The organism is Rheinheimera lutimaris (assembly GCF_013283795.1).
Classification (GTDB): Bacteria; Pseudomonadota; Gammaproteobacteria; order Enterobacterales; family Alteromonadaceae; genus Alishewanella; species Alishewanella lutimaris.
In genome coordinates this window covers 22,931-44,683 of sequence record NZ_JABSOD010000021.1, presented here as the reverse complement: position 1 = coordinate 44,683, position 21,753 = coordinate 22,931, and the positions used below count along the sequence as shown (strand labels likewise).

22 protein-coding genes are annotated in these 21,753 nt (G+C 50.1%); 11 read left to right on the top strand and 11 right to left on the bottom strand.

The window, feature by feature from the left end; all coding sequences use genetic code 11:
* Positions 1-8: 8 nt before the first annotated feature.
* Together HRH59_RS16180 and queC are read right to left on the bottom strand one after the other, a co-directional pair.
* On the bottom strand, positions 9-1,259 hold the full coding sequence (locus tag HRH59_RS16180) for a dicarboxylate/amino acid:cation symporter (RefSeq protein ID WP_173502313.1): 1,251 nt from the start codon (positions 1,257-1,259) through the stop codon (positions 9-11).
* Between the two features lie 107 nt (positions 1,260-1,366).
* On the bottom strand, positions 1,367-2,023 hold the full coding sequence (gene queC, locus HRH59_RS16175; RefSeq protein WP_173502312.1) for a 7-cyano-7-deazaguanine synthase QueC: 657 nt from the start codon (positions 2,021-2,023) through the stop codon (positions 1,367-1,369).
* A gap of 112 nt (positions 2,024-2,135) precedes the next feature.
* On the opposite strand from queC, the gene queE reads away from it, so the two are divergent.
* Positions 2,136-2,801 (top strand): 7-carboxy-7-deazaguanine synthase QueE, encoded by a 666-nt coding sequence (queE, locus tag HRH59_RS16170; protein WP_173502311.1) that lies wholly within the window; start codon positions 2,136-2,138, stop codon positions 2,799-2,801.
* Positions 2,802-3,212 carry a hypothetical protein gene (locus tag HRH59_RS16165; RefSeq protein ID WP_173502310.1) on the top strand — a complete coding sequence of 137 codons (411 nt, stop codon included), beginning with the start codon at positions 2,802-2,804 and terminating at the stop codon, positions 3,210-3,212. It begins immediately after the preceding gene.
* Here the strand turns inward: HRH59_RS16165 and HRH59_RS16160 are convergent.
* A complete protein-coding gene (locus tag HRH59_RS16160) occupies positions 3,203-3,781 on the bottom strand; it encodes an LON peptidase substrate-binding domain-containing protein (protein ID WP_173502309.1) in 579 nt (192 codons plus the stop codon). The two genes, HRH59_RS16165 and HRH59_RS16160, sit on opposite strands and share 10 nt — an antisense overlap.
* A gap of 76 nt (positions 3,782-3,857) precedes the next feature.
* On the opposite strand from HRH59_RS16160, the gene HRH59_RS16155 reads away from it, so the two are divergent.
* Together HRH59_RS16155 and HRH59_RS16150 are read left to right on the top strand one after the other, a co-directional pair.
* Positions 3,858-5,078 (top strand): DNA recombination protein RmuC, encoded by a 1,221-nt coding sequence (locus HRH59_RS16155; RefSeq protein WP_173502308.1) that lies wholly within the window; start codon positions 3,858-3,860, stop codon positions 5,076-5,078.
* Between the two features lie 53 nt (positions 5,079-5,131).
* The gene (locus HRH59_RS16150; protein WP_173502307.1) at positions 5,132-5,881 is read left to right on the top strand and encodes a substrate-binding periplasmic protein; all 750 of its coding nucleotides are present in this window, start codon (positions 5,132-5,134) and stop codon (positions 5,879-5,881) included.
* Between the two features lies 1 nt (position 5,882).
* On the opposite strand, the gene HRH59_RS16145 is transcribed toward HRH59_RS16150, so the two are convergent.
* From HRH59_RS16145 to bepA, 4 genes are read right to left on the bottom strand one after another with little or no spacing between them, the layout of a single operon-like run.
* A complete protein-coding gene (locus HRH59_RS16145) occupies positions 5,883-6,302 on the bottom strand; it encodes a DUF2069 domain-containing protein (protein WP_173502306.1) in 420 nt (139 codons plus the stop codon).
* A 5-nt stretch (positions 6,303-6,307) separates the two neighbouring features.
* Positions 6,308-6,883: an NAD(P)H:quinone oxidoreductase gene (gene wrbA / locus HRH59_RS16140; RefSeq protein WP_173502305.1), complete on the bottom strand. Its 576-nt coding sequence runs from the start codon at positions 6,881-6,883 to the stop codon at positions 6,308-6,310.
* A complete protein-coding gene (gene arsC / locus HRH59_RS16135; protein WP_173502304.1) occupies positions 6,880-7,227 on the bottom strand; it encodes an arsenate reductase (glutaredoxin) in 348 nt (115 codons plus the stop codon). Before arsC ends, wrbA begins: the two co-directional genes overlap by 4 nt.
* 28 nt (positions 7,228-7,255) lie before the next feature.
* Positions 7,256-8,704 (bottom strand): beta-barrel assembly-enhancing protease, encoded by a 1,449-nt coding sequence (gene bepA, locus HRH59_RS16130; protein ID WP_173502303.1) that lies wholly within the window; start codon positions 8,702-8,704, stop codon positions 7,256-7,258.
* Positions 8,705-8,918: 214 nt separating this feature from the next.
* On the opposite strand from bepA, the gene HRH59_RS16125 reads away from it, so the two are divergent.
* Positions 8,919-10,001 carry an AI-2E family transporter gene (locus tag HRH59_RS16125; protein WP_173502302.1) on the top strand — a complete coding sequence of 361 codons (1,083 nt, stop codon included), beginning with the start codon at positions 8,919-8,921 and terminating at the stop codon, positions 9,999-10,001.
* Positions 10,002-10,025: 24 nt separating this feature from the next.
* Here HRH59_RS16125 and HRH59_RS16120 read toward each other — a convergent pair whose 3' ends face one another.
* The 4 genes from HRH59_RS16120 to HRH59_RS16105 are packed head-to-tail and all read right to left on the bottom strand — an operon-like array spanning position 10,026 to position 14,241.
* On the bottom strand, positions 10,026-12,065 hold the full coding sequence (locus tag HRH59_RS16120) for a TonB-dependent receptor family protein (protein ID WP_173502301.1): 2,040 nt from the start codon (positions 12,063-12,065) through the stop codon (positions 10,026-10,028).
* Positions 12,066-12,073: 8 nt separating this feature from the next.
* On the bottom strand, positions 12,074-13,180 hold the full coding sequence (locus HRH59_RS16115) for a PQQ-dependent sugar dehydrogenase (RefSeq protein WP_173502300.1): 1,107 nt from the start codon (positions 13,178-13,180) through the stop codon (positions 12,074-12,076).
* A gap of 58 nt (positions 13,181-13,238) precedes the next feature.
* On the bottom strand, positions 13,239-13,703 hold the full coding sequence (gene bcp / locus HRH59_RS16110) for a thioredoxin-dependent thiol peroxidase (protein ID WP_173502299.1): 465 nt from the start codon (positions 13,701-13,703) through the stop codon (positions 13,239-13,241).
* A 13-nt stretch (positions 13,704-13,716) separates the two neighbouring features.
* The gene (locus HRH59_RS16105) at positions 13,717-14,241 is read right to left on the bottom strand and encodes a glycine cleavage system protein R (RefSeq protein ID WP_173502298.1); all 525 of its coding nucleotides are present in this window, start codon (positions 14,239-14,241) and stop codon (positions 13,717-13,719) included.
* Between the two features lie 184 nt (positions 14,242-14,425).
* Between HRH59_RS16105 and dapA the strand changes: the two genes are divergently transcribed.
* The 6 genes from dapA to pheT all read left to right on the top strand — a co-directional run bounded on the left by dapA (position 14,426) and on the right by pheT (position 21,751).
* The gene (gene dapA, locus HRH59_RS16100; protein WP_173502297.1) at positions 14,426-15,307 is read left to right on the top strand and encodes a 4-hydroxy-tetrahydrodipicolinate synthase; all 882 of its coding nucleotides are present in this window, start codon (positions 14,426-14,428) and stop codon (positions 15,305-15,307) included.
* Positions 15,308-15,342: 35 nt separating this feature from the next.
* Positions 15,343-16,395, top strand: coding sequence for an outer membrane protein assembly factor BamC (gene bamC / locus HRH59_RS16095; protein ID WP_173502296.1), 1,053 nt, complete (start codon positions 15,343-15,345; stop codon positions 16,393-16,395).
* A gap of 81 nt (positions 16,396-16,476) precedes the next feature.
* Positions 16,477-17,550: a DUF2066 domain-containing protein gene (locus HRH59_RS16090; protein ID WP_173502295.1), complete on the top strand. Its 1,074-nt coding sequence runs from the start codon at positions 16,477-16,479 to the stop codon at positions 17,548-17,550.
* Positions 17,550-18,257: a DnaA inactivator Hda gene (gene hda, locus HRH59_RS16085; protein ID WP_231702535.1), complete on the top strand. Its 708-nt coding sequence runs from the start codon at positions 17,550-17,552 to the stop codon at positions 18,255-18,257. Before HRH59_RS16090 ends, hda begins: the two co-directional genes overlap by 1 nt.
* Before the next feature lie 110 nt (positions 18,258-18,367).
* Positions 18,368-19,348, top strand: coding sequence for a phenylalanine--tRNA ligase subunit alpha (gene pheS / locus HRH59_RS16080; protein WP_173502294.1), 981 nt, complete (start codon positions 18,368-18,370; stop codon positions 19,346-19,348).
* A gap of 15 nt (positions 19,349-19,363) precedes the next feature.
* Positions 19,364-21,751 carry a phenylalanine--tRNA ligase subunit beta gene (gene pheT / locus HRH59_RS16075; protein WP_173502293.1) on the top strand — a complete coding sequence of 796 codons (2,388 nt, stop codon included), beginning with the start codon at positions 19,364-19,366 and terminating at the stop codon, positions 21,749-21,751.
* Positions 21,752-21,753: the final 2 nt, after the last annotated feature.

Here is a 21,753-nt window from a genome sequence, read left to right as displayed (position 1 = left end):
AGTAAGCGTTAAGACGCTGCTGCGGGGTTATCTTGCCCGGTGGTGGCAGCAAGCGGAGCCTTAACCAGGCCTTCAGAGCGGCCGATAACCAGCGCTACCATGGTATCGCCGGTTACATTGGTGGCGGTGCGCATCATATCGATGATCCTGTCTACCGCAGCAATAAACGCAATACCTTCTATCGGCAAACCCACCACACTTAAGGTTACCGTTAGCATGACCATGGCCGTGCCGGGTACGCCGGCGGTGCCGACCGAGGCCAGTGTGGCGGTACCGGCTATCAGCAGGTAATCTACAGCCGCTAATTCAATACCATACAAATGGGCAATAAAAATGGCCGCAATAGCCGGGTAAATACCACCACAGCCATCCATATTAATGGTGGCGCCCAATGGCAGCACAAAGCTGGCGTAATCTTTTGACACGCCTAAATTTTCGGTGACCACTTTATGACTTACCGGCAAGGTGCCGTAGCTGCTGGCGCTGCTGTAGGCGACTAACTGCGTCGGTAAAATGGCTTTAAAGTAATTCCGCAGGCGTATACCGCCAAACAACTTAACCAGGCCGCCATAGGTAAACAGGATATGGATAAAGCAGGCCAGATAAATCGCCAGAATAAACTTACCCAGTGGCAGCAGGGTATCCAGGCCGTAGTTGCCGACTACCCAGGCCATTAAACCGAACACGCCCAGCGGTGTCAGCTCTAATACCATACGGGTGATTTGGTACATAATATCGGCGCCGGACAGCAGCACTTTTTTCATCGGTGCGGCTTTATCACCCAGTTTATTAATGGCAATGCCGACTAAAGAAGCAAACACAATAATTTGCAGAATATTGCCATTTACCATGGCAGCCAGCGGGTTGGTGGGGATAAGGTTAGTCAGCACATCAGCAACCGGTGGAATATCGCGCGGTTTTACTTCCGCCGCTGTCAGTTGCACTGCATCGCCCCAATTAACTAAAGAGCCGATAGCTAAGCCAATTAAACTGGCAATAAAGGCGGTAAACAAAAACAGACCGACGGTTTTAAACGCCAGCCGCTGCATTTTTCCGCTGTCGGCCAGTGAGGTAATGCTGCTGATCAGGGCAAAAAATACCAGTGGCACCACTAACATGCGGATGGCATTGATAAACAGCGTGCCCAGTGGTTTAAATACTGTTGCTGTTTCGCCCAACAGTACACCGGTAGTCACGCCGAGCAACAGCGCACCAAGTACTCTCTGCCAAAATGGGATAGCAAACCAAAAACTAAACATAAATTACTGCCATAACATAAGATTTCGACATTATAGAGACGAAAAAAGCAGCCACAAGGCCGCTTTTCTATATGTTATAACCAGCTGTTCTGGATCGTTTTGGCGACTTATTCGTAAGGCAGTGGGTCTGTAGTGTTATTCAGCGTAAAGGCTTCCAGGCGCTCCTGACAAGAGCCACATTTACCACAGGCTTTTTCACGGCCGTTGTAGCAGGTCCAGGTTTTGCTGTAATCCAACCCCATCGCCAGACCATCGGCCAGAATTTCAATTTTAGTTTGTGCTAAGTACGGGCTGATAATATCGACCGGCTCGTAGTTGGCAATTTGGCAGACATCATGCATTTTTTGCACAAACTCCGGCCGGCAGTCCGGGTAAATAAAGTGATCGCCGCTGTGGGCGCCGTAATACACCTGGTTGGCACCGATAGACACCGCATAGCCCACTGCTAAGGATAATAAAATCATATTACGGTTAGGTACCACGGTTGATTTCATATTGTCGGCGGCGTAATGGCCTTCCGGAATATCAATATTGTCGGTCAGTGATGAACCGGCTAACAGCTGGTTAATGGCAGAGATATCGACAATTTTGTGTTTGATACCCAGTTCCTGACACACCTGTGCCGCACACTGCAGCTCTTTGACATGGCGCTGGCCGTAGTTAAACGACAGCGCATAAACATCATGGCCGGCCTGCACCGCTTTGTGTAACACGGTGAAGGAGTCCATCCCACCGGAATAAATCACCACAACTTTGTTCGGCATAGCAGGCTCTCTCTTGTATAATACAACTCAAATTTTGCGACATGGCCCGCCAAGCAGTGCGGGGCGCGCATTGTACAGTAAATCAGCCACAGGCTAAAGGGCAAAGCACAGAGTGTATAAAGTTAACGAGGTTTTCGAAACTATCCAGGGCGAGGGTAGTTTTACCGGCGCGCCGGCCATTTTTATCCGCTTGCAGGGCTGCCCGGTGGGTTGCAGCTGGTGTGATACCAAGCACACCTGGGAAATAAAAGATGAGCTGCGCCAACCGCTGGGTGATATTGTGGTTAAAACTGCGGAGACAGAACACTGGGCCGGTGTCAGTGCTGAGGATTTAATTGCTTTGTTTGCCCGTGAGGGCTACCAGGCCAGGCATGTGGTGATCACCGGTGGTGAGCCCTGCATGTATGATTTAACTCCGTTGTGTAATGCGCTGCACAGTAAAGGCTACAGCACACAAATTGAAACCAGTGGTACCTTTGACATTAAAGCGCCGGCACAAACCTGGGTTACGGTGTCACCGAAAGTGAATATGGCCGGTGGCTATAAAGTACTGCAAAGTGCGCTGGACCGGGCCAACGAGATAAAGCATCCGGTGGCGATGCAAAAACATATCGATGAGCTGTTGCAGTTATTGCAACATACTGATACTAAAGCTAAGCTGATTTACTTACAGCCGATAAGCCAGCAGCGCCGTGCCACAGAATTGGCCATTGCGATGTGCAAACAACATAACTGGCGCTTAAGTGTGCAGGTACATAAATATTTGGGGATCAGCTAAATGCAAACGGTAGAGCAGTTTTTTCAGACCTATGCCAAAGCCTATATTAACTCTGAGCCGGAGGCATTTCAAAAGCTTATCTCGTTGCCCAGCTTATTATTAGCCGGCGACAGTAAAACCTTGTTGACCGATACCGACGGTTTGCACCGGCATGTGCTGGGCCAGGTGGCCAAGTATCTGGCCTTGGGCGTGGCAACGGTCGATTTTGTGCTGCAGCATCAGCTGCGCTTGTCTGACCAATTGCAGTTTGTCAGCCTGTATTGGCGCTTTTATGACAATAACAACATTGTTATGTTTACCTGCCATACCTCTTATACTTTGCAATCTCAGCAGGGAAGCTGGCAAGTTGTATCAATTATCACTGATGATGAACAAGCCGCTTATGATCGGGTTGTAAAAGCTCAGGTTTGATGTGACAACCAGGCTTGCAAGCTGTCCAGACAGGGCGCCGGGCTATCCTCCAGAGCCAGCCGCTGTTTCAAAGCCGGTTGCATTGGCAGCAGCTCCAGCCAACGTGAAGCCAGCCAGCCGGCATCGCTGTATTTCGGACTGGGATAAAGCTGCTGTAATGCCGGCTGCTGCTGTAACAGTTTTTGCAGTTGTTGCATTAGTGGCCGGTAGCCGGCGTCGAGTGCCAGCGCCGGCCAATTCTCTACGCAGCTTACTGTGGCAACGTGTAACTGATCCGCTTCCTGCCAACGCTCTGTGATCTGAACTTTTTCTACCCCGGCGATAGTAATGCCCAACAAGCCATCATCTAATTGCTCAAAGTCTTCAATACACACCCGGGTCGCCAGTGGCAGAATACGGTCCGGATGTTGCTGGCTGACATAAGGGTTAATTTGTGCCAGAGCAAAATCACGTTTGCCGGCACTGGCTTCGCTGATCAGCCGGACATAACGCGGCTCAAAAATCCGCAAGCGCATGCGACCTTCAGGTAAGATAAAACTGTTTAACGGAAATAACGCCAGTTGTTTCATAGTACTGCTGATAAAGTTGTATAGTGCCTGGTTATACGTTAAGTAACCGGCAATGGTTTGCCAACGCAGAGGTTTTATGTCGACACAACACTTTATTTATTTGATTACCGCGCTGTTAGCCCTGAACCTGATTTTACTGTTAGTGCAATTATTTCGCCGCGCCCCGGGCGCAGGGTTGGCTGAGCAACTGGCACAACACAAGCTGGAGCTGGTGCAACAGCAGGGACGATTTCAGCAGCAGTTGCTGGAGCAGTTGCATAACCAGCGTCAGCAACTACAGCAGCAGCAACAGGATAATGTGTTGCAAGTGCTGCAGAAAATTACCGACACTCAGCAAGCCGCCCGGTTTGAACTGAGTAAAAACCTGCAACAACAGGCAATTATGTTAGCAGAGCAGGTAAAACAGCTGACACAAAGCACGGATCTGCGTTTAAAAGATATTGCCGGTCAGGTAGAGCGGCGCTTAAGTGAAGGTTTTGAGAAAACTAACCAAACCTTTACTGATATTGTCAAACGGCTGGCACTGATTGATGATGCGCAAAAGAAAATTACCGAGCTGTCTACTAATGTCGTCAGCCTGCAGGAAGTGTTGGCCGATAAACGCTCACGCGGCGCTTTTGGTGAAGTGCAGTTAACCGCGCTTATTCGTAATGTCCTGCCGGAACAGCATTTTTCTTTGCAACACACATTAAGCAACGGCCGTATTGCCGACTGTATGTTGTTTTTACCCAAACCCAGCGGTGATATTGCTATTGATGCCAAGTTTCCGCTGGAGAGTTATAAAAAGATGACCGATCCGCAATACGGCACGGAAGAGCGCAAACAAGCACAGCGCCAGTTTAAGCTGGATATTAAAAAGCATATTAATGATATTGCCGACAAATACATCATTGCCAATGAAACCGCCGACGGTGCCATTATGTTTTTGCCGGCAGAGGCTATTTTTGCCGAGTTGCATGCTTACCATGCTGATATTGTTGAAGAAGCGTATCGTCGCCGCGTATGGTTAACATCGCCCACCACCTTGATGGCGGTATTAACTACGGCACGCAGTGTGTTAAAGGATGACGCCACCCGTCGCCAGGTGCACCTTATTCAGGAACACCTTGTTAAGTTAGCGGTAGATTTTGACCGGTTTCGCGGCCGCTTTGATAATTTAGCCAAACATATTGATCAGGCCGCAACCGATGTGAAGCAAATTCATACCTCGGCACATAAAATCAGCAGCAGGTTCAGCCAGATAGAAAAAGCAGAATGGCTGGAAGACGACGACCGGGCTAGTATTGATACTCAGTAAAGTAAGCCGGCACTTTTGCTTAAGTGCAGTAAGCTGTTGTATAGCGAGGGTTAATGCGAGCACTCTGCCTGATATTACTGTGTTTTTCTGTACTGCCGGCGGCAAATGCCAGCGATCCTGTCCGTGCTATTGTCAGTGATTCCAATACACCGCCTTATGCTATTTTCAATGCGGATAACGTACTGCAGGCCGGTTTAAGTAAGGACATTATTGATGAGCTGGCGCGGCAATTAAGCCGGCCGGTGCAGTATTTAAATTTACCCCGTGCCCGGGTTGAACCCTGGTTATTGCAGGGGGAAGCTGATATAGCCTGTTTTTTAAGCCCCGACTGGGTGATACACCCTAAGCAATTACTGTGGACCGAAGCGCTGTTTAATACGCAACAACTGATGGTACGCTTGCGCGATGCCAAGCCGGTTAGCGCGGTGCAGCATTTGGCAGGTAAGCGGGTAGGCACTACCCGTGGTTTTACTTACCCCGAGTTGGAGCAGGTGTTTCGCTCCGGCGACGTGATACGTGATGATGCCCATTCGTTGGAAAGTAATTTGCTCAGGTTAAAGCAAGGCCGGTTGGATATCGTTATGACGGTGGATTTATCTTATCACTTCTATATAAAAACATCGGACGATCAAAGCTTTGCCGCTGATCCGCTGTGGTCGGCACCGCCGGCTGTATATTGTGGTTTAAGCAGGCATAACCCTGCCGGCGCACAGCAGCTTAATGCAGCCCTGAGCCGGATGGTGCAAAGTGGCTTTATTCAGCGCCGGCTGACATTTTATATGGGCCGGCTGGCCGCCGACTAACTCAGCGACGCGGATCATCCTTCAGTTTCGGGATCTTTAAGCCCAACTCCTGGCCGCGAAAGCGGGCATAATAGGTGCAGCCGATAAACATCATGCTGGCCAGCAGCAGTTCTGTAACCGACAACAACTGATGCATACCAGTGCTAACCCACAAGTTAGTCAGGCTGTGCAGGAAGTAAATCATCACAATAAAGTTAGCCCAAGCCAGCGTGTAAGCATGGCCTTTTATCATACCGTAAAGCGGGAACCACAAAGGCAGCCAGAGTAAAGTCAGCAAGGTATAAGCATTGCCCAGTTGCGGCGGTGCCAGCCATAAGATCCACAAAGGTTGCAATAACCACAAGCCAAAAAAGCCCAACCGGCCCAGCAACAGATAGCGGGCGGTTTTGGCGGACATTGCAATAGTACTGCTGTGTTGCATGATGATTACCTGTGTTGTTTGAGTTGCCGGCTTAAACCGGCCAATCGTTTGCCAAAAGCGATAGCCAGACGCTGTTCATCGACGCTTAGCTTGTTGTCAGCATGATGGCCGCTAACATGGCTTGGCCCGTAAGGTGTGCCGCCGCTGCTGGTTTGGTGTAATTCCGGTTCGCTGTAGGGGATGCCTGTTAACAGCATACCATGATGTAACAACGGTAGGCTCATACTGAGCAAAGTGGTTTCATTACCGCCATGCATACTGCCGGAAGAGGTGAACACCCCGGCCGGTTTATCAATTAATTCGCCCTTAAGCCACAGGCTGGTGGTGCCATCCCAGAAGGCTTTGGCATCAGCCACCATATTGCCAAACCGCACCGGGCTGCCAAAAGCCAAACCGTCACAGCCGCTTAGCTCCGCCAGGGTAACAATGGCATGGCGGCTGGTGCTGCTATTGTCCAATGGCGGTATGCAGCGCACCATGGCTTCTGCTCCTGCCTGTTGAATACCAATGGCGATTTTGTCTGCCAAAGCGGCAACAGCACCATGGCGCGAATAATACAGCACCAACACATAACCGCTCATGGCAGTATATTCAGCACATTAGTTGCCGGCCGGCCAATTACGGCTTTATTACCGTTAACCACCACAGGCCGCTCAATTAACTTTGGCTGCGCTACCATAGCGGCAATAAGTTGTTGCTCGCTCAGGGTGGTATCGGCCAACCCCAATTGCCGGTATTCATCTTCTTTGGTGCGCAGCAACTGACGGGCACTCAGGCCAAGTAATTGCAGCAGATGACGCAGTTCATCTGCAGTCGGCGGTGTTTTCAAATACTCGATGATCTGCAGTGGCTGTGATTGCTGTTGCAACAATGCCAGAGTTTCGCGGCTTTTAGAGCAACGAGGGTTATGGTAAATGGTTAGCATAAGGTGTCCTGTTAAGCAGTGTGGTTGGCTACATACGGCGCAACCGGTCAAATTCAGTTTGCAGTTGCACTTTTTTAGCTTCCAGCCGGCGGCTTTCCAGTTTTTCTTCCGGCTTTAAATGATTAAGTGCTTCGTTTAAATCGTCAATGGCCAACGGATAATTGGCCATCTGATATCTTAAATCGGCGCGGGCTTCATAAAACTTGGCAAAGTCACCGGCAGCTTTATAGGCTTCAGAAAGCAGATCGTAGGCCAAAATGTTGTCGTTTTTATAAAACAGCAGGCTTTTTAACAGATGAATGGCCAGGCGGTTGGCATTGGACTTCATTGCTGCGTTAGCATAATTAAGCGTAACCACCTGATTATTCGGCCGCAACAGATATTGCTGTTCTAACATCTCTAAGCACAGCTGATATTCTTTCTGCGCCAGTAAGATGTCGGTGTAGACATCGATGTAGTAAAGATTGTGCTCATCCTTTGCCAGCAGCTGCTCTATTAACTTGCGAGCTTGTTCCGGCTTGCCACTGTCTAATAAGACTATGGCAAGGCCATATTGATTGGCGCGGGTATTGCCACCTGGCTCACGGAGCATCTTACGGAAGATGACTTCAGCATTTTTTTTATCATACTGGTATCGGGCCATAACGCGGGCCTTACTCAGAGTAAAATCCTGGCTGTCCGGCACGAACCGTTGCGGAAACTGCTCGGCGCGCATCCGCGTATCGCTCACCCGGCTTTGTGACAGTGGGTGGGTTTGTAAAAAGGATAACTGCTGGTTTACGAACCGGCTTTGCTCCGTTAGCTTACGGAAAAAGTTCGGCACGGCGTGCGGGTCAAAGCCGGCTTCTGATAGTATTTGCATACCAATGCGGTCGGCTTCCTGCTCGTTACTGCGGGTAAAGTTAATGGCACTTTGCTGCGCCGCGCCCTGGGTGGCCATCAGTGCAGCCATACCGGCATCAGGATTTACCGTCGCCAATACTATAGCGCCAAGGACTCCGGCCAGTGTTAGTGGGGCTTTTTGGCTCTGCGCTTCAACAAAACGGGCGATATGGCGCTGGGTAACGTGGGCAATTTCATGTGCCATAACCGAGGCGAACTCACTTTCACTCTCTGCCACGGACAGGGTGCCGGTATGCGAGACAATATTGCCGCCGAGGGTGGCAAAAGCATTAATATTTTTATCTTCTACCCAGTAAAACTTAAACGGGAATTTTACGTCATTGGCGCGGGCTACCAGCTTGTTGCCTAATGAGTTGATATATTCATCCAATAGTGGATCGTACACCATTGGCAAGCTGCCGCGGGTTTGACGCATCATTACATCGCCAAGTTGCTTTTCTTTTTCCGGTGTTATGGTACTGAATGCATTACCGCCCAAATCGGGCAATACAGCAGATGCCTTGCCGGGTAACAGCTGGATGCAGGCAGCCAGCAAGCCGAGCGCTAAAGGTTTCGTTACTGCAGAGAATGTCATGTCAAAAACACCTGACCCTGTTTTAATGATTGGTCTGACCGCTAATGCAGACTTTGTCTGGTTTTACGCGAATTAGTTCCGTCAGTACAGCGCAGCTAATTTAGCATATATTTTGTTATGACAGAGAGTTAACTGCCAAATTAACCGTTATCTTAGGTATACTTGCTGTTGTTTTCGTCAGTTAGTCCTTTTGTATAAACCGGAGCACGGACCTATGCTGGATTGGTTAAAAAAATGGTATGCCAATAAATTTTCTGATCCTCAGGTGGTAACTCTGTTTTTATTGTTGCTTATCGGTTTTATGGCGATTTACTGGTTAAGTGGCATTATGGCACCGGTGCTGGTGGCTATAGCGTTTGCTTATCTGTTGGAGTGGCCGGTAGTGCGCCTTGGCAAGCTTGGCCTGTCAAGGGGCGTCAGCACTGTGCTGGTGGTAGCGGCGTTTATTGGTGTGGCGACGTTAACGCTGATGTGGTTGATCCCGATAGTATGGTATCAGGGACGTAATTTGCTGCGCGATTTACCGCAAATGATTGAGCAGGGTAAAGCCTATTTACTGGAGTTACCGGTATCGTTTCCCGGGGTGGTCAGTGTGGAGCAGATTAATATATTAATGCACTCGGTAGATGAGCGCTTAATGAAGTTCGGTACCAATATGCTGCAGTTGTCACTGGCATCGATCGTTGATTTGGTTGCGTTACTGATTTATTTGGTACTGGTGCCGTTAATGGTATTTTTTATGCTGAAGGATAAAACGCAACTGACCACCAGCTTTGTGCAGTTATTGCCGACAGAGCGCAAACTGATCTCGCAGGTGTGGCATGAGATGAACGCGCAAATTATGAATTATATCCGCGGTAAAATTCTGGAAATTTTAATTGTTGGTGCCTGCAGTTATGCCGTGTTTGCTGTGTTTGGTCTGAATTATCCCTTGCTGTTGGGGGTGCTGGTCGGGCTGTCGGTGTTAATACCTTATGTTGGAGCGGCTGTTGTCACTTTACCGGTAGCGCTGGTAGCTTTTTTTCAATGGGGGCCGACGGCTGAGTTTGGTTATTTAATGCTGGCGTATGGCATTATTCAGGCACTTGATGGAAATTTATTGGTACCGTTGCTGTTTTCAGAGGCCGTAGATTTGAATCCGGTATTTATTATTATTGCTGTGTTGTTTTTTGGCGGTTTGTTTGGTTTTTGGGGGATTTTCTTCGCGATACCGCTGGCTTCGCTAGTAAAAGCCACTGTAAATGCCTGGTCGGGCAGGGTGCATCCGCACGCAGAGGAAACGAAGACACAGCAGTAACGCCTTAGCGTACTGCTGTGTTAACTACCAGGAAAAACCTGCGCTGATACCGGCACTGAATTGACGCCCGGGTGCCGGTTCAATGGCACGGCCATTGCTCTGATTAACAATTACCGAGCCAACATAGGTTTTGTCAGTAAGATTATCCAGTGCCAGCCAGTAGTCCAGTGCCAGTTGCTGCCATTGTTCGCTGTGGCGGGCACTGACAGAAAAGCTTACTGCCGCCGGTGCAGAGTCACTGTTGGCATCATCCAGATATACTTTACTGCGGTATTGGCTGTGTAACGCCAACACGGTGTCAGTTTGCCACGGCCGGTACTGCAGTTGCCAATGTAATTGGCGGTTGGCTACGCCGGGTAAATGCTTGTCATCAAGTATCGCATCAGCAAACTCAGCCGTTAAATAGTGAGCGTTAAGTTGATGCCGCAGATAAGCATTTTGCTGCCAGTTTAGTTGTAGCTCTGTGCCAAAACGTTCGGTTTTGGCGGCATTGCGATAGCTGGTGCGACCGCCGGTTGAGGCGTCTACCAACAGTTCATTATCGGTGCTGATAGTAAACAGGCTGACACTACCGGTAAAAGGATTACCACTGGCGCTGCTTTGTTGCCACTTAATACCGCCTTCCCATTGCCGGTTGGTACTGGCATCCAGCGCCAGATTTACCCCGCTGCCATCACTACGATAAGCAATTTCTGCTAACGTCGGGCTTTCAAACCCGCGGCCGGCACTGATAAAACCGCTAACGTCATCATTGATCCGGTAACTGAGCCCCAGTGCCAGAGCCTGGTTGTAAAAGCGCTTGCTGCCGCTGTCGTCCGGGTTACCGGCATTAATGTAGCGGTCGGCAACAGCCAGTTGCAGCTCGCTGTAACGCCAGCCCCCCTGCAATTGCCAGCGTGTTGCCGGTTGCCAGTTAAAGCGGGCGAACATATCGGTGTTATCTGCACGGTCAGTTTGATCGCGGCGCAGCTCACCACGCTGGCCAAAGTCATTTACAAAACCTTGTCTGTCATCATCACTTTGTACCATGCTACCGCCGACGCGTAGCTGATAATGTGCACCTTGTGCCAGCCGGTAGCTGCCGCTGATGCCACTGAAACTGCGCTGTAAGGCTACTTCACCACCGGCAGAGGATAAGGCACTGCCGGTAAAAGCCAGCCGTTGGCCGATATTGCGATCGCCCCGCCAACTGCTTAGTTGCCATAGTTCGGCATCGTGGTAATCAGTGAGGCTGACACTGAGCTGGCGCTGACGACTGTGTTTTTCTGTATCGAATAACGTTGCCGCCGCGTCGGTTTGCTGTGGACTTTGACGCCAGTCGGCGACAGATAACCCCAGCGGGTCTTGCAGTTGCGGATCTCTGGCATAGTCCAGCCTGGCCGTCAGCTTCACTGTTTCTGCCAGTGCGGTGCGGTACAGCAGTTGAGCTTGTTGCTTTTTAGCTGCAGAGTGCGGCCGGTAACCATCAGTGGTAAATTGTTTCAGGGTGGTACTCAGACTGCTGTCACCATTGACCCAATCAGCATGCAATTGATACTGCCGGTGTTGTTCACTACCTGCCACGCTGACAGCCAACGCATTTTGTGCCGGCTCATGGCTGTAAAGTGAAATAACGCCACCGGACGCGTTGCCGTAAAGCGCCGCCAGTGGCCCTTTTAACACTTCTACCCGGGCTATGTTGTCGAGTAATACACTGGACAGCTGGCCCTGGCCATCCGGGGTAGACAACGGAATGCCATCCTGTTGTAAATATAAACCGCGGATGCCAAAAGCGCTGCGACTACCAAAACCACGAATGCTTATGCGTGTATCCTGGGCGAAGTTGGCACGGCTGTCGGCTTGCACACCACTGATACTGTTGAGCAATTGCGCGCTGTCGATCAGGATCCCCTGTTCTGGCGCAGTACTCAGTTCAACCGATGCGGGGCTGGCAAGCCAGCTTTCGCGTTGTTCGGTGGCACTTACGATAATTATTTCGGTGTCGGCCTGTGCACTGCGGCTGAATAAACACGGCAGCGCCAGGGCCAGCAAGCTAAGCTTGCCGGCATAAGATTTAACGGTCATCAAGGTGGTTATTTCGCCGGAGTTAAGCGCAGGATCTCGCCATCAGAGCTGTCAGTAAGCAGGTACACCGCGCCATCCGGGCCTTGCCTTACATCGCGGATACGTTGGCCAATCATTATACGTTCTTCATGACTAACCTTGTTTCCGCTTAATTCTAAACGCACCAATTGGCCAAATTTGAGTGAACCGACTAACAGGTTATTGTTCCAGCCACTAAACAGCTCCGCGTTGTAAAATGCCATACCACTTGGCGCGATTGACGGCACCCAATAATGTAGTGGTTGCTCAAGGCCATCTTGTTTGGTTTGACCAATTACACCGCCGCCGTATTCTTCACCATAGGTGATAACCGGCCAACCATAGTTTTTACCTGCTTCAGCGATATTAATTTCGTCGCCGCCCTGGGGGCCGTGTTCGTGCGTCCATAGCATGCCTGTTTGCGGGTGCAATGCTGCTCCCTGAATATTACGATGGCCGTAGGACCAAACTTCGGCTTTGGCGGCGGCGTCGTTCACATAAGGGTTATCTTGTGCTGCGGTACCATCGGTATTAATGCGTATCACCTTGCCGATATGGTTGTCCGGCTTTTGTGCCTGGTGGCGCTGGCTACCACGGTCACCGGTCGTGATAAATAGCTTGCCGCTGTTATCAAATACCAACCGGCTGCCAAAATGGTGGCGGCTGTCATACTTCGGTTGTTGACTGAAAATAACCGTGACATCGCTGAGTTTGTCTGTACCAAGTATGGCACTGGCAACGGCTGTGCTGTTGCCGTCAGAGCCCGGTTCACTGAAGCTGAAATACAGTTTATTGCTGGTAGCAAAGTCCGGCGCCAGAGTTACGTCAAGCAAACCACCCTGACCCCGTGCATCAATTTCGGGCAAGCCACTCAGTGGTGCACTTTTATTGCCGTTGGTATCAACCCGCAGCAGGCCACCGTTGCGCTCTGTTACCAGCATACTGCCATCGGGCAGAAAGGTCATGCCCCACGGATGTTTTAAACCCGAGGCTACGGTATCTATTGTTAAGGTAGCTTTTTCGGTAACAAGCTCTGCAGCCTGCACACTTTGGCTGACTGTCAGGGCGATAAATACCGCCATTAATTGTTTTTGCATGGTGCTCTCCCGGCAGTGAAAAAATAAGCAATCAAACTACATTATTAAGCGTGGTGACTTAACCTAAATAATCCAACACCACCTGGTGATGATCTTTGGTTTTAAAGCTGTCAAACACGTGTTCTACTTTGCCGTCCTGCGCAATCAGGAAGCTGATACGGTGCAAGCCATCATATACTTTGCCCATAAACTTTTTTTCGCCCCAGACGCCAAAAGCATCTGCGATGCTGTGATCTTCATCTGATAACAGGGTGAAATTCAGCTCGTCACGCTGGGCAAATTTAGCCAGTCTGGCCGGGGCGTCGGTGCTGATACCGACTACCGTTACGCCTTTGGCTGCCAGCTTTGCTTTGCTGTCGCGCAGTGCACAAGCTTGCACGGTGCAGCCGGGTGTCATCGCTTTAGGGTAGAAATACACCAGTACGCGGCTTTGCTTTAACAAATTACTCAGCTGTATTGAATTATTATGTTGATCTGTAAGGGTGAAGTCGGGTGCCGTACTGCCGGCGGCTAAATATTGCATGGTGTGCTCCCTATCAGGTTTGGGCATGAAAACTGCCGGTTAAATTCATTTGCTGCATCAAAGCGCCAATGTCGGCCTCTATTTGTGCTGCGGGCTCGCTTTGTGGCAATTCCAACGTCATCATGGTGTGCATAATACTTTGACCATCTGCCGCGGTTTTACTCTGCGATTGTAATGAGCCGATATACACCTGACGGCTGGCCAGTAAGCCGGTAATAGCACCTAAGGTGCCAACGCGGTCCGGTCCGGTGTACTCCAACACGTAATGTGCTGCTACCTCTTTATGTTGGTGCGAACCGGTACGTTTAGTCATGGTGGTTAGATCAAGTTCTACACCTAAAACCGGCAACAGATGCTCGATACGACTGATGGCGGCAGGATCGCCGCTCAGTAGCATAATAAAAGTAAATTCACCACCAAAAATGGCCATGCGGCTGTCGGTAATATTGCAATTACAATCTGTGACTAATCGGGCAAGCTTACTGACAATGCCGGTACGGTCAGTGCCGATGGCGGTTACGACAAGTTGTTGTGGCATAGTATAAAAACCCCGGTGACAACAAAAAATACACTGAGCAAAAATGATGCGCGCCAGTGTAGCATAAGGCTAAAGGATTTCATCCGTTTGTGCTGTGTTGCGTTAAGGCCAAACGGATTCTTGTGTTTACGCCGGTGTCTCTTTAACATAGGCGGCCTTAATGGTAAACGGGGCAGTAATAAAGATGTTCAGAGGAAGTTGGGTTGCACTGATAACACCGATGGTTGGGCAGGGTGAAATTGATTATCTCAGTCTGAAACGGCTGGTAGATTTTCATCTGCAAAACGGTACTCAGGGCCTGGTTATTATGGGCACGACCGGTGAAGCGGCAACCATTAGTTTTGCTGAACAATTGGATGTTATTGCTGCTGTTTGCACCCAGGTGGCAGGACGTATTGCTGTTGTGGCCGGTAACGGCGCAAACTCAACGGCGGAAGCGGTAGAACGCACCCGGGCTTTGTCCCGATTACCAATAGACGGCTTCTTAACGGTTACGCCGTTTTATAACAAACCGATGCAAAAAGGTATGGTGCTGCACTTTAACGCGGTAGCTGCGGCTACTGACAAACCGGTGCTTTTATATAATGTGCCCGGCCGCACCGGCGTCGACTTATTACCGGAAACGGTAGCTGAGCTCGCTAAAACGGGCAATATCGTCGGTATTAAAGAAGCGACCGGCTCTATGCAGCGCCTGGCTGACTTGCAGCAGCATTGTCCGGCAGACTTTATGTTATTAAGCGGTGATGATGCCTCAGCGGCTGAATTTATGTTACAAGGTGGCCATGGTGTTATTTCTGTTACCACTAACATAGCACCGCGACAAATGGCGCAACTGTGTCAGGCGGCATTGGCCGGTGATAAAGCGTTGACGCAACAAATTGATCGCAGCTTACAAGCGTTGCACCATGATTTATTTATCGAAGCTAACCCCATTCCGGCGAAATGGGCGCTGTACAGAATGGGGTTAATCAGTTCAGATCTGATGCGTTTACCTCTGACACCGCTTGAACCAATTCACGGCGCGGTAATCGAACAGGCATTGACGCAGGCTGGTATTACGCTGTGATAACACAGCACAGTAGCAAATTCAGGAGTAGTAAAGTGCAACATTGGGTAAAGAGTAGTGTAGCGTTAGGTATTTTGCTGGCCGGCTGTTCAACCTCGCAGGTTGAGCAAACCAGCGTGCCTGAGCCAACCAGACAGACGATTAAAGTGCCGGCCGGCTTACAAGCGCCGGCAACCCCCGGCCAGTTTGATATTCCGGCGACGTCTGCAACTGCCGCGGGCGTTGATACGCGGGCTCCGGCCATGGTATTGGCTACCGCCGCCAGCAGCCGGATGGAAGAAGGCGATAAATTATCCCGCGTTTGGTTTGATCGCAATGACTATACCGGCGATTTAGTGCCATTTTTACAGCAGATGTTGAAAACACAATTTGCTGAACAAGATGTTGAGCTGGTGCAACAGGATGAGCAGGGCCTGGAATATGTCACCGGCTGGGTTACCCGCAGCGAAGAGCAAGGCTTTTGGTTTTGGAAATCATCGGAACAGACTGAACAGGCGCGTTTTAGTATTAAAATTGATGCCAGAACGCATGGTCGTTCTGCCAGCATGAGTGTTGCTATGCTTGAGCATCAGTACTTTACGCCGGAAGCCGCTTTATCGGCTCAGGCAACCCGGCGCCAGGAAGTGGCGTTACTGAATCAGATTATTGACCGCATCGGCAAAGAAGAGATTATTATTGCCAAGGCAAATAAAGCTAAAGCGCCGGATGTAGCGCTGGAGCCCGGCATGGATAAAGACGGCAACCCGGCGCTCTTAACACCGCAACCGATAGACGTCGCCTGGTCACAGTTAGAAGCGCTGTTTGGTGAGTTAAATTTAGATGTCACCGATATTAACCGCTCTACGTTTACTTATTACCTGAGTTATGAAAAGCCGGAAGCCGGTTTTTGGTCGAAGTTGTGGGGCGGCGATGAAAAGCCGGTATTACCGGTAGCAAACGGCGAATATCAGCTGGTGCTAAGCCGAATTAAAGAAGGCACGGCAATCAGCTTACGCGATAAGGCCGGAGAACATCTGGCTGCTGAAACTATGCTGGCATTGCATGAGCCTTTTGTACAAGCCATACGGTTAGCCAGAATAGAGTTGTAGCAGTGCGGCTGTACCGGACTCGCAGAGTTATTTGATAATACGGGCAGATCACCGGACGATACTGGCTTAAGGTGTTAAATAGTGAATAAATTAGTGCGCATTTTCAGTGTATTATCTGGCCTGATATTGGCAGGAGCAGTGAATGCTGCTCAGGTAGCGGATCTGTATCAGGCCGATGTCGCGGCAGAAGGCAGCACAGCGCAATGGCAACAACAGGCGCTGGCACAGGTATTAACCCGGGTTAGCGGCAAGGCCGATATTGTTACGCAAACTGATATTGCAGCTGAGCTGAAGCGGGCGTCCGGTTATGTTAAACAGTTTGAGGCCGTAAGGCATGCCGACGGTAACCGGATGCGGGTATTGCTGGATGCAGTTAAAGTAAATCAACTGCTGCAACAGCATAATATCCCGGTATGGGGCGCACTGCGGCCTGATATTTTAGTCTGGTTAGTGCAGCAACAGGGCTCAGAGCGGCAGTTTGTCCGTCAGGCAGGGCATGTATTAAATACGGGGTTGCAACTGGCTTTTCGCCGTGCGGCTTTGCCGTTGCTGCAACCATTGTATGATATGGACGACTTGCTGAATATTGCTGAAACCGACGTATGGGCCGGGTTTTGGCAGCAAATTAATCTGGCGAGTCAACGCTATACCGCAGATGTTGTGGTTGCGGCGACGATAGATCAGATTAGTACTGATGCAGAGCCGTTGTGGCGGTTGACCTGGCAGCGGCAGAGTGATGGCAGGACCTACCGCGATGAAGTGACAGCTGCAGACGAAGCCACACTGATGCAAGCTTTTGCCGCCGGACTGGCTGGCCAGCTAGCACAGCGCTACGCCAGTGTGATGTCGGCAACGGACAGCGCTGATTTATTGTTAAAAGTGCAGGGCTTGCATAACCTTGCAGATTTGGTGCAAGTGCAAAAGCTGTTGCAGCAAATGGTTGGCGTATCGCAAGTAACGATCAGCCGCTATCAGGCCGGTATGGCGTACTATCAGGTCAGCAGCAGTGTCGCCGCTGACGGTTTTCTCAAAGCACTGAATTTTAATAAGCAGATACGCCCGGTTACTGCCGGAGCAACTGACCCAAGCACAACTGAACCGATAAATGCCGCTGAACCTGTGGTGCTGGCAACGTTTGAGTTTACCAGAGGGTGATGTCTGCATTGATGCAACCTTTGCAATACACCCTGGCGGTAACACTGCCGGAAGATGAAACACTGGACAGCTTTTATGCGGCAGGGCAAACCGCTGCCGTCGCATTCTTAAAAGCCTATCTGGCAGAGCCTCAGCAGCAAAGTCCCGTGTATTTGTTTGGTGCCAGCGGCAGTGGTAAATCGCATTTATTGTATGCCGCCTGTGTGCAAGCGCAGGAGCAGGGGTTAACCAGCCAGTTGCTGACCCTGGATGATTGTCGCTTGCTTACGCCACGTTTACTGGATGATTTAGAGCAGCTTGACCTGGTATGTCTGGATAATATTCAGGCCATTGCCGGTGAGCTGAGTTGGCAAACAGCGGTATTTGATTTGTATAACCGCATGGCTGAACAAGGTAAGGCCTTGATTATTGTCGGCAATGAAGCTCCGCAGCAATTAGGGCTGCAACTGGCCGACCTGGTATCGCGCCTGCAAGCCTGTACAGCGTTTCAATTGCGTTTATTAACTGATGATGACAAACACAAATTGCTGCAACAAAAAGCCAGGCTGCGTGGCATGGAGCTGCCGGATGAGGTAGCGCGTTATTTATTAAACCACCAGGATCGTGATATTCGCGCCCTTGTTTCTACTTTAGATAAACTCGACAAAGCCACTATAGTGCATCAGCGTAAGCTGACCATCCCTTTCGTGAAAGAAATCCTGAATTAATCCGTTTGGTTTGCAGAAAAAAGCGCGTAATAGCCTGCGTTTAGCGCGTATTCTGGTGTATTATATCCGGCTTTGATATGACATAAACACTAGCTGCCTTGAGGATACAGATGAACCTGACAGCAATATTGGAAAACGCCTTACGGGCCGTTGCCGCCGCCGCAGATATTCCGGCTCTGGAGACTATCCGCGTAGAGTTTCTCGGAAAAAAAGGCAGCATCACAGAATTACTGAAATCGCTTGGCGCCATGGACCCGGAGCAGCGCAAGCAAGCCGGTGCTGAAATTAACGAATTAAAGCAGCAGGTGCAGGATGCGCTAAATGCGCGCCGCGATCTGTTACAGCACGCACAATTAGCCGCCAAGCTGGCGCAGGAACAAATTGATGTTACCTTGCCTGGCCGTATGCTGGAAACCGGTGGTTTGCATCCGGTGACCCGCACTATTGAACGTATATCCGCCTTTTTCGCTGAACTTGGCTTTGAAGTAAAGCACGGCCCGGAAATAGAAGATGATTTTCATAATTTTGATGCGCTGAATATTCCGGATCATCACCCGGCGCGGGCGGATCACGATACCTTTTATTTTAATCCTAAGCTGATGCTTCGCACTCAAACTTCCGGTGTACAAATCCGCACTATGGAGCAGCAACAGCCGCCGCTGCGCATTATTTCGCCCGGCCGTGTATATCGCAACGACTATGACCAAACCCATACACCGATGTTTCACCAGGTAGAGGGCTTAATGGTCGACACTAAGGTCAGCTTTACTGAGCTCAAAGGCATTTTGCATGACTTTTTGCATAACTTTTTTGAGGAAGACTTACAGATCCGCTTTCGGCCATCGTTTTTTCCGTTCACCGAGCCTTCAGCTGAAGTAGATGTAATGGGTAAAAACGGCAAGTGGTTAGAAGTGTTGGGCTGCGGCATGGTGCATCCGAATGTGCTGCGTTCTGTCGGTATTGACCCTGAGGTATACAGCGGTTTTGCTTTTGGTATGGGCGTAGAGCGCCTGACCATGTTGCGCTACGGTGTTACTGATTTGCGTGCCTTCTTCGAAAACGATTTACGTTTCTTAAAACAGTTCAGATAAGCGGAGTTAATCTAGATGAAATTCAGTGAAGCCTGGTTACGCGAATGGGTAAACCCAGCCATTGACAGCAACACCTTATCTGAACAGCTGTCGATGGCCGGTTTGGAAGTAGACGGTATTGAAACCGTAGCCGGCGATTTCAGCGGCGTGGTAGTGGGTGAAGTGGTTGAATGCGGCCAACATCCGGATGCCGATAAATTACAGGTAACCAAAGTTAATATCGGCGGTGATGAGCTGCTGGATATTGTCTGTGGTGCAAAAAATTGTCGTCAGGGGTTAAAAGTTGCGGTAGCAACAGTGGGCGCGGTACTGCCCGGCGATTTCGTGATTAAAAAAGCCAAATTACGCGGCCAGCCATCGCACGGTATGTTGTGCTCGTTATCTGAGCTTGGTATGGCAGAAGCCTCAGACGGTATCATTGAGTTGCCGCACGATGCGCCGGTAGGGCAGGATATTCGTCAATATTTACAACTGGACGATCGCATTATTGAGGTTGACTTGACGCCAAACCGCGCAGACTGTTTGGGTATCAAAGGCCTGGCGCGCGAAGTTGGCGTACTGAATAAGCTGGCAGTGTGTGTGCCAAAAATTACTCCGGTAGCGGCGACAATTGCAGATAAAAAGGCGATTACCTTAAGTGCGCCGGACGCTTGTCCGCGTTATTTAGGCCGGGTAGTGCGTAATGTGAATGTTAAAGCGCCAAGCCCGCTGTGGTTAACTGAAAAGCTGCGGCGTTGTGGTGTGCGAAGCATAGATGCCGTGGTAGATATCACCAACTTTGTTTTGCTTGAGCTGGGCCACCCGATGCATGCATTTGATTTGGCAGGCATTGACGGCGAGATTAATGTTCGTCTTGCCACTGAAGGTGAAACCCTGGTGCTGCTGGATGAGAGCGAAGTCACGCTGAAAAGCAATACATTGCTAATTGCCGATAACAGCAAAGCGCTGGCAATGGCCGGTATTTTCGGTGGTTTGCACAGTGGTGTTACCGGCGAAACTAAGGATATTTTCCTTGAGAGTGCTTTTTTTGCCCCGCTGGCGATAGCCGGCAAAGCACGGCAATATGGTTTGCACACCGATGCATCTCACCGCTACGAGCGTGGTGTCGATCCGCAGCTACAACATACGGCGATGGAGCGTGCTACGTCGCTTTTACTGCAAATTTGTGGTGGTGAGGCAGGCCCGGTCGTTGAAGCTGTATCTGAGCAACATTTACCAAAGGCGGCGGTGATCAGCCTGACCGAAGCTAAACTGGCGCGTATTTTAGGCATCAGTATTAGCAAAGCCGACGTTACAGCGATTTTCGGCCGTTTGGGCCTGGTGGTTGCTGAAACCGGCGACGGTTGGCAGGTAACTGTGCCGGGGTATCGCTTTGATATCAGCATAGCGGAAGATTTAATTGAGGAAGTGGCCAGGGTATACGGTTACAACAACATTCCCAATGTGGCGCCGCAAGCCAGTTTAAAAATGCGTAAATTCCGCGAAGCAGAGTTAAATGTGCAACGCCTGCGCACAGTATTGGTAGACCGCGGTTACCAGGAAGCCATTACCTACAGCTTTGTTGACCCGAAAGTTCAACAGCAACTGTTTCCGGCGCAACAGGCACTGGTATTACCTAATCCTATTTCAGCTGATATGTCTGCTATGCGGTTAAATTTGTGGCCGGGCTTATTGCAAACCGTGCAATACAACCAAAACCGGCAGCAAGGCCGCATCCGGTTATTTGAGTATGGTTTGAAATTTATCCCCGATGCAACTGCCGAAGGCGGCGTGCGTCAGGTTGCGGTGCTCGGTGGCGTTATCGTTGGCTCTATGCACAACGAGCACTGGAATATGGAAAACCGTGTTGCCGACTTCTATGATATTAAAGGCGATGTTGAGGCTATATTGGCGCAGACATCAGCAACAGCTGATTTTCGTTTCAACAGCGCAGAACACAGTGCCTTACACCCCGGGCAAACTGCCGGGGTATACCGTGCCGATAAGTTGGTAGGTTATGTCGGGGCTCTGCATCCGGAGGCTGAGCGTAAGCTGGGTATTAAGGGTAAGGCTTATCTGTTTGAGTTGGAAGTCGAAGCGCTTGGCTTGCGCGATATCGTGCAGGCACGGGAGCTGTCGAAGTATCCGGCGAACCGGCGCGATTTAGCTGTGGTAGTGAAATCAGAGGTGCGTTTTGCTGATATTGCTGCTACTATAAAAAAAGTTAGCGGAAATCAATTAGTTGACCTAAAATTGTTTGACGTATATACAGGCACGGGTGTGGCAGAGGGTTTTAAATCGCTGGCCATCGCTCTGACCCTGCAGGATATAGCGCGTACCCTGGAGGATAAAGATATCCAACAGTTGGTAAATCAAGTAGTTAGCGCGCTTGGTGAAGAGTTCAACGCAACGTTGAGGGATTAAGA

Coding starts and splice junctions, on each gene's coding strand:
- HRH59_RS16180 (WP_173502313.1), bottom strand. CDS start 1,259: ATGTTTAGTTTTTGGTTTGCTATCCCATTTTGGCAGAGAGTACTTGGT.
- queC (WP_173502312.1), bottom strand. CDS start 2,023: ATGCCGAACAAAGTTGTGGTGATTTATTCCGGTGGGATGGACTCCTTC.
- HRH59_RS16165 (WP_173502310.1), top strand. CDS start 2,802: ATGCAAACGGTAGAGCAGTTTTTTCAGACCTATGCCAAAGCCTATATT.
- HRH59_RS16160 (WP_173502309.1), bottom strand. CDS start 3,781: ATGAAACAACTGGCGTTATTTCCGTTAAACAGTTTTATCTTACCTGAA.
- HRH59_RS16155 (WP_173502308.1), top strand. CDS start 3,858: ATGTCGACACAACACTTTATTTATTTGATTACCGCGCTGTTAGCCCTG.
- HRH59_RS16150 (WP_173502307.1), top strand. CDS start 5,132: ATGCGAGCACTCTGCCTGATATTACTGTGTTTTTCTGTACTGCCGGCG.
- HRH59_RS16145 (WP_173502306.1), bottom strand. CDS start 6,302: ATGCAACACAGCAGTACTATTGCAATGTCCGCCAAAACCGCCCGCTAT.
- wrbA (WP_173502305.1), bottom strand. CDS start 6,883: ATGAGCGGTTATGTGTTGGTGCTGTATTATTCGCGCCATGGTGCTGTT.
- arsC (WP_173502304.1), bottom strand. CDS start 7,227: ATGCTAACCATTTACCATAACCCTCGTTGCTCTAAAAGCCGCGAAACT.
- bepA (WP_173502303.1), bottom strand. CDS start 8,704: ATGACATTCTCTGCAGTAACGAAACCTTTAGCGCTCGGCTTGCTGGCT.
- HRH59_RS16125 (WP_173502302.1), top strand. CDS start 8,919: ATGCTGGATTGGTTAAAAAAATGGTATGCCAATAAATTTTCTGATCCT.
- HRH59_RS16120 (WP_173502301.1), bottom strand. CDS start 12,065: ATGACCGTTAAATCTTATGCCGGCAAGCTTAGCTTGCTGGCCCTGGCG.
- HRH59_RS16115 (WP_173502300.1), bottom strand. CDS start 13,180: ATGCAAAAACAATTAATGGCGGTATTTATCGCCCTGACAGTCAGCCAA.
- bcp (WP_173502299.1), bottom strand. CDS start 13,703: ATGCAATATTTAGCCGCCGGCAGTACGGCACCCGACTTCACCCTTACA.
- HRH59_RS16105 (WP_173502298.1), bottom strand. CDS start 14,241: ATGCCACAACAACTTGTCGTAACCGCCATCGGCACTGACCGTACCGGC.
- dapA (WP_173502297.1), top strand. CDS start 14,426: ATGTTCAGAGGAAGTTGGGTTGCACTGATAACACCGATGGTTGGGCAG.
- hda (WP_231702535.1), top strand. CDS start 17,550: ATGTCTGCATTGATGCAACCTTTGCAATACACCCTGGCGGTAACACTG.
- pheS (WP_173502294.1), top strand. CDS start 18,368: ATGAACCTGACAGCAATATTGGAAAACGCCTTACGGGCCGTTGCCGCC.
- pheT (WP_173502293.1), top strand. CDS start 19,364: ATGAAATTCAGTGAAGCCTGGTTACGCGAATGGGTAAACCCAGCCATT.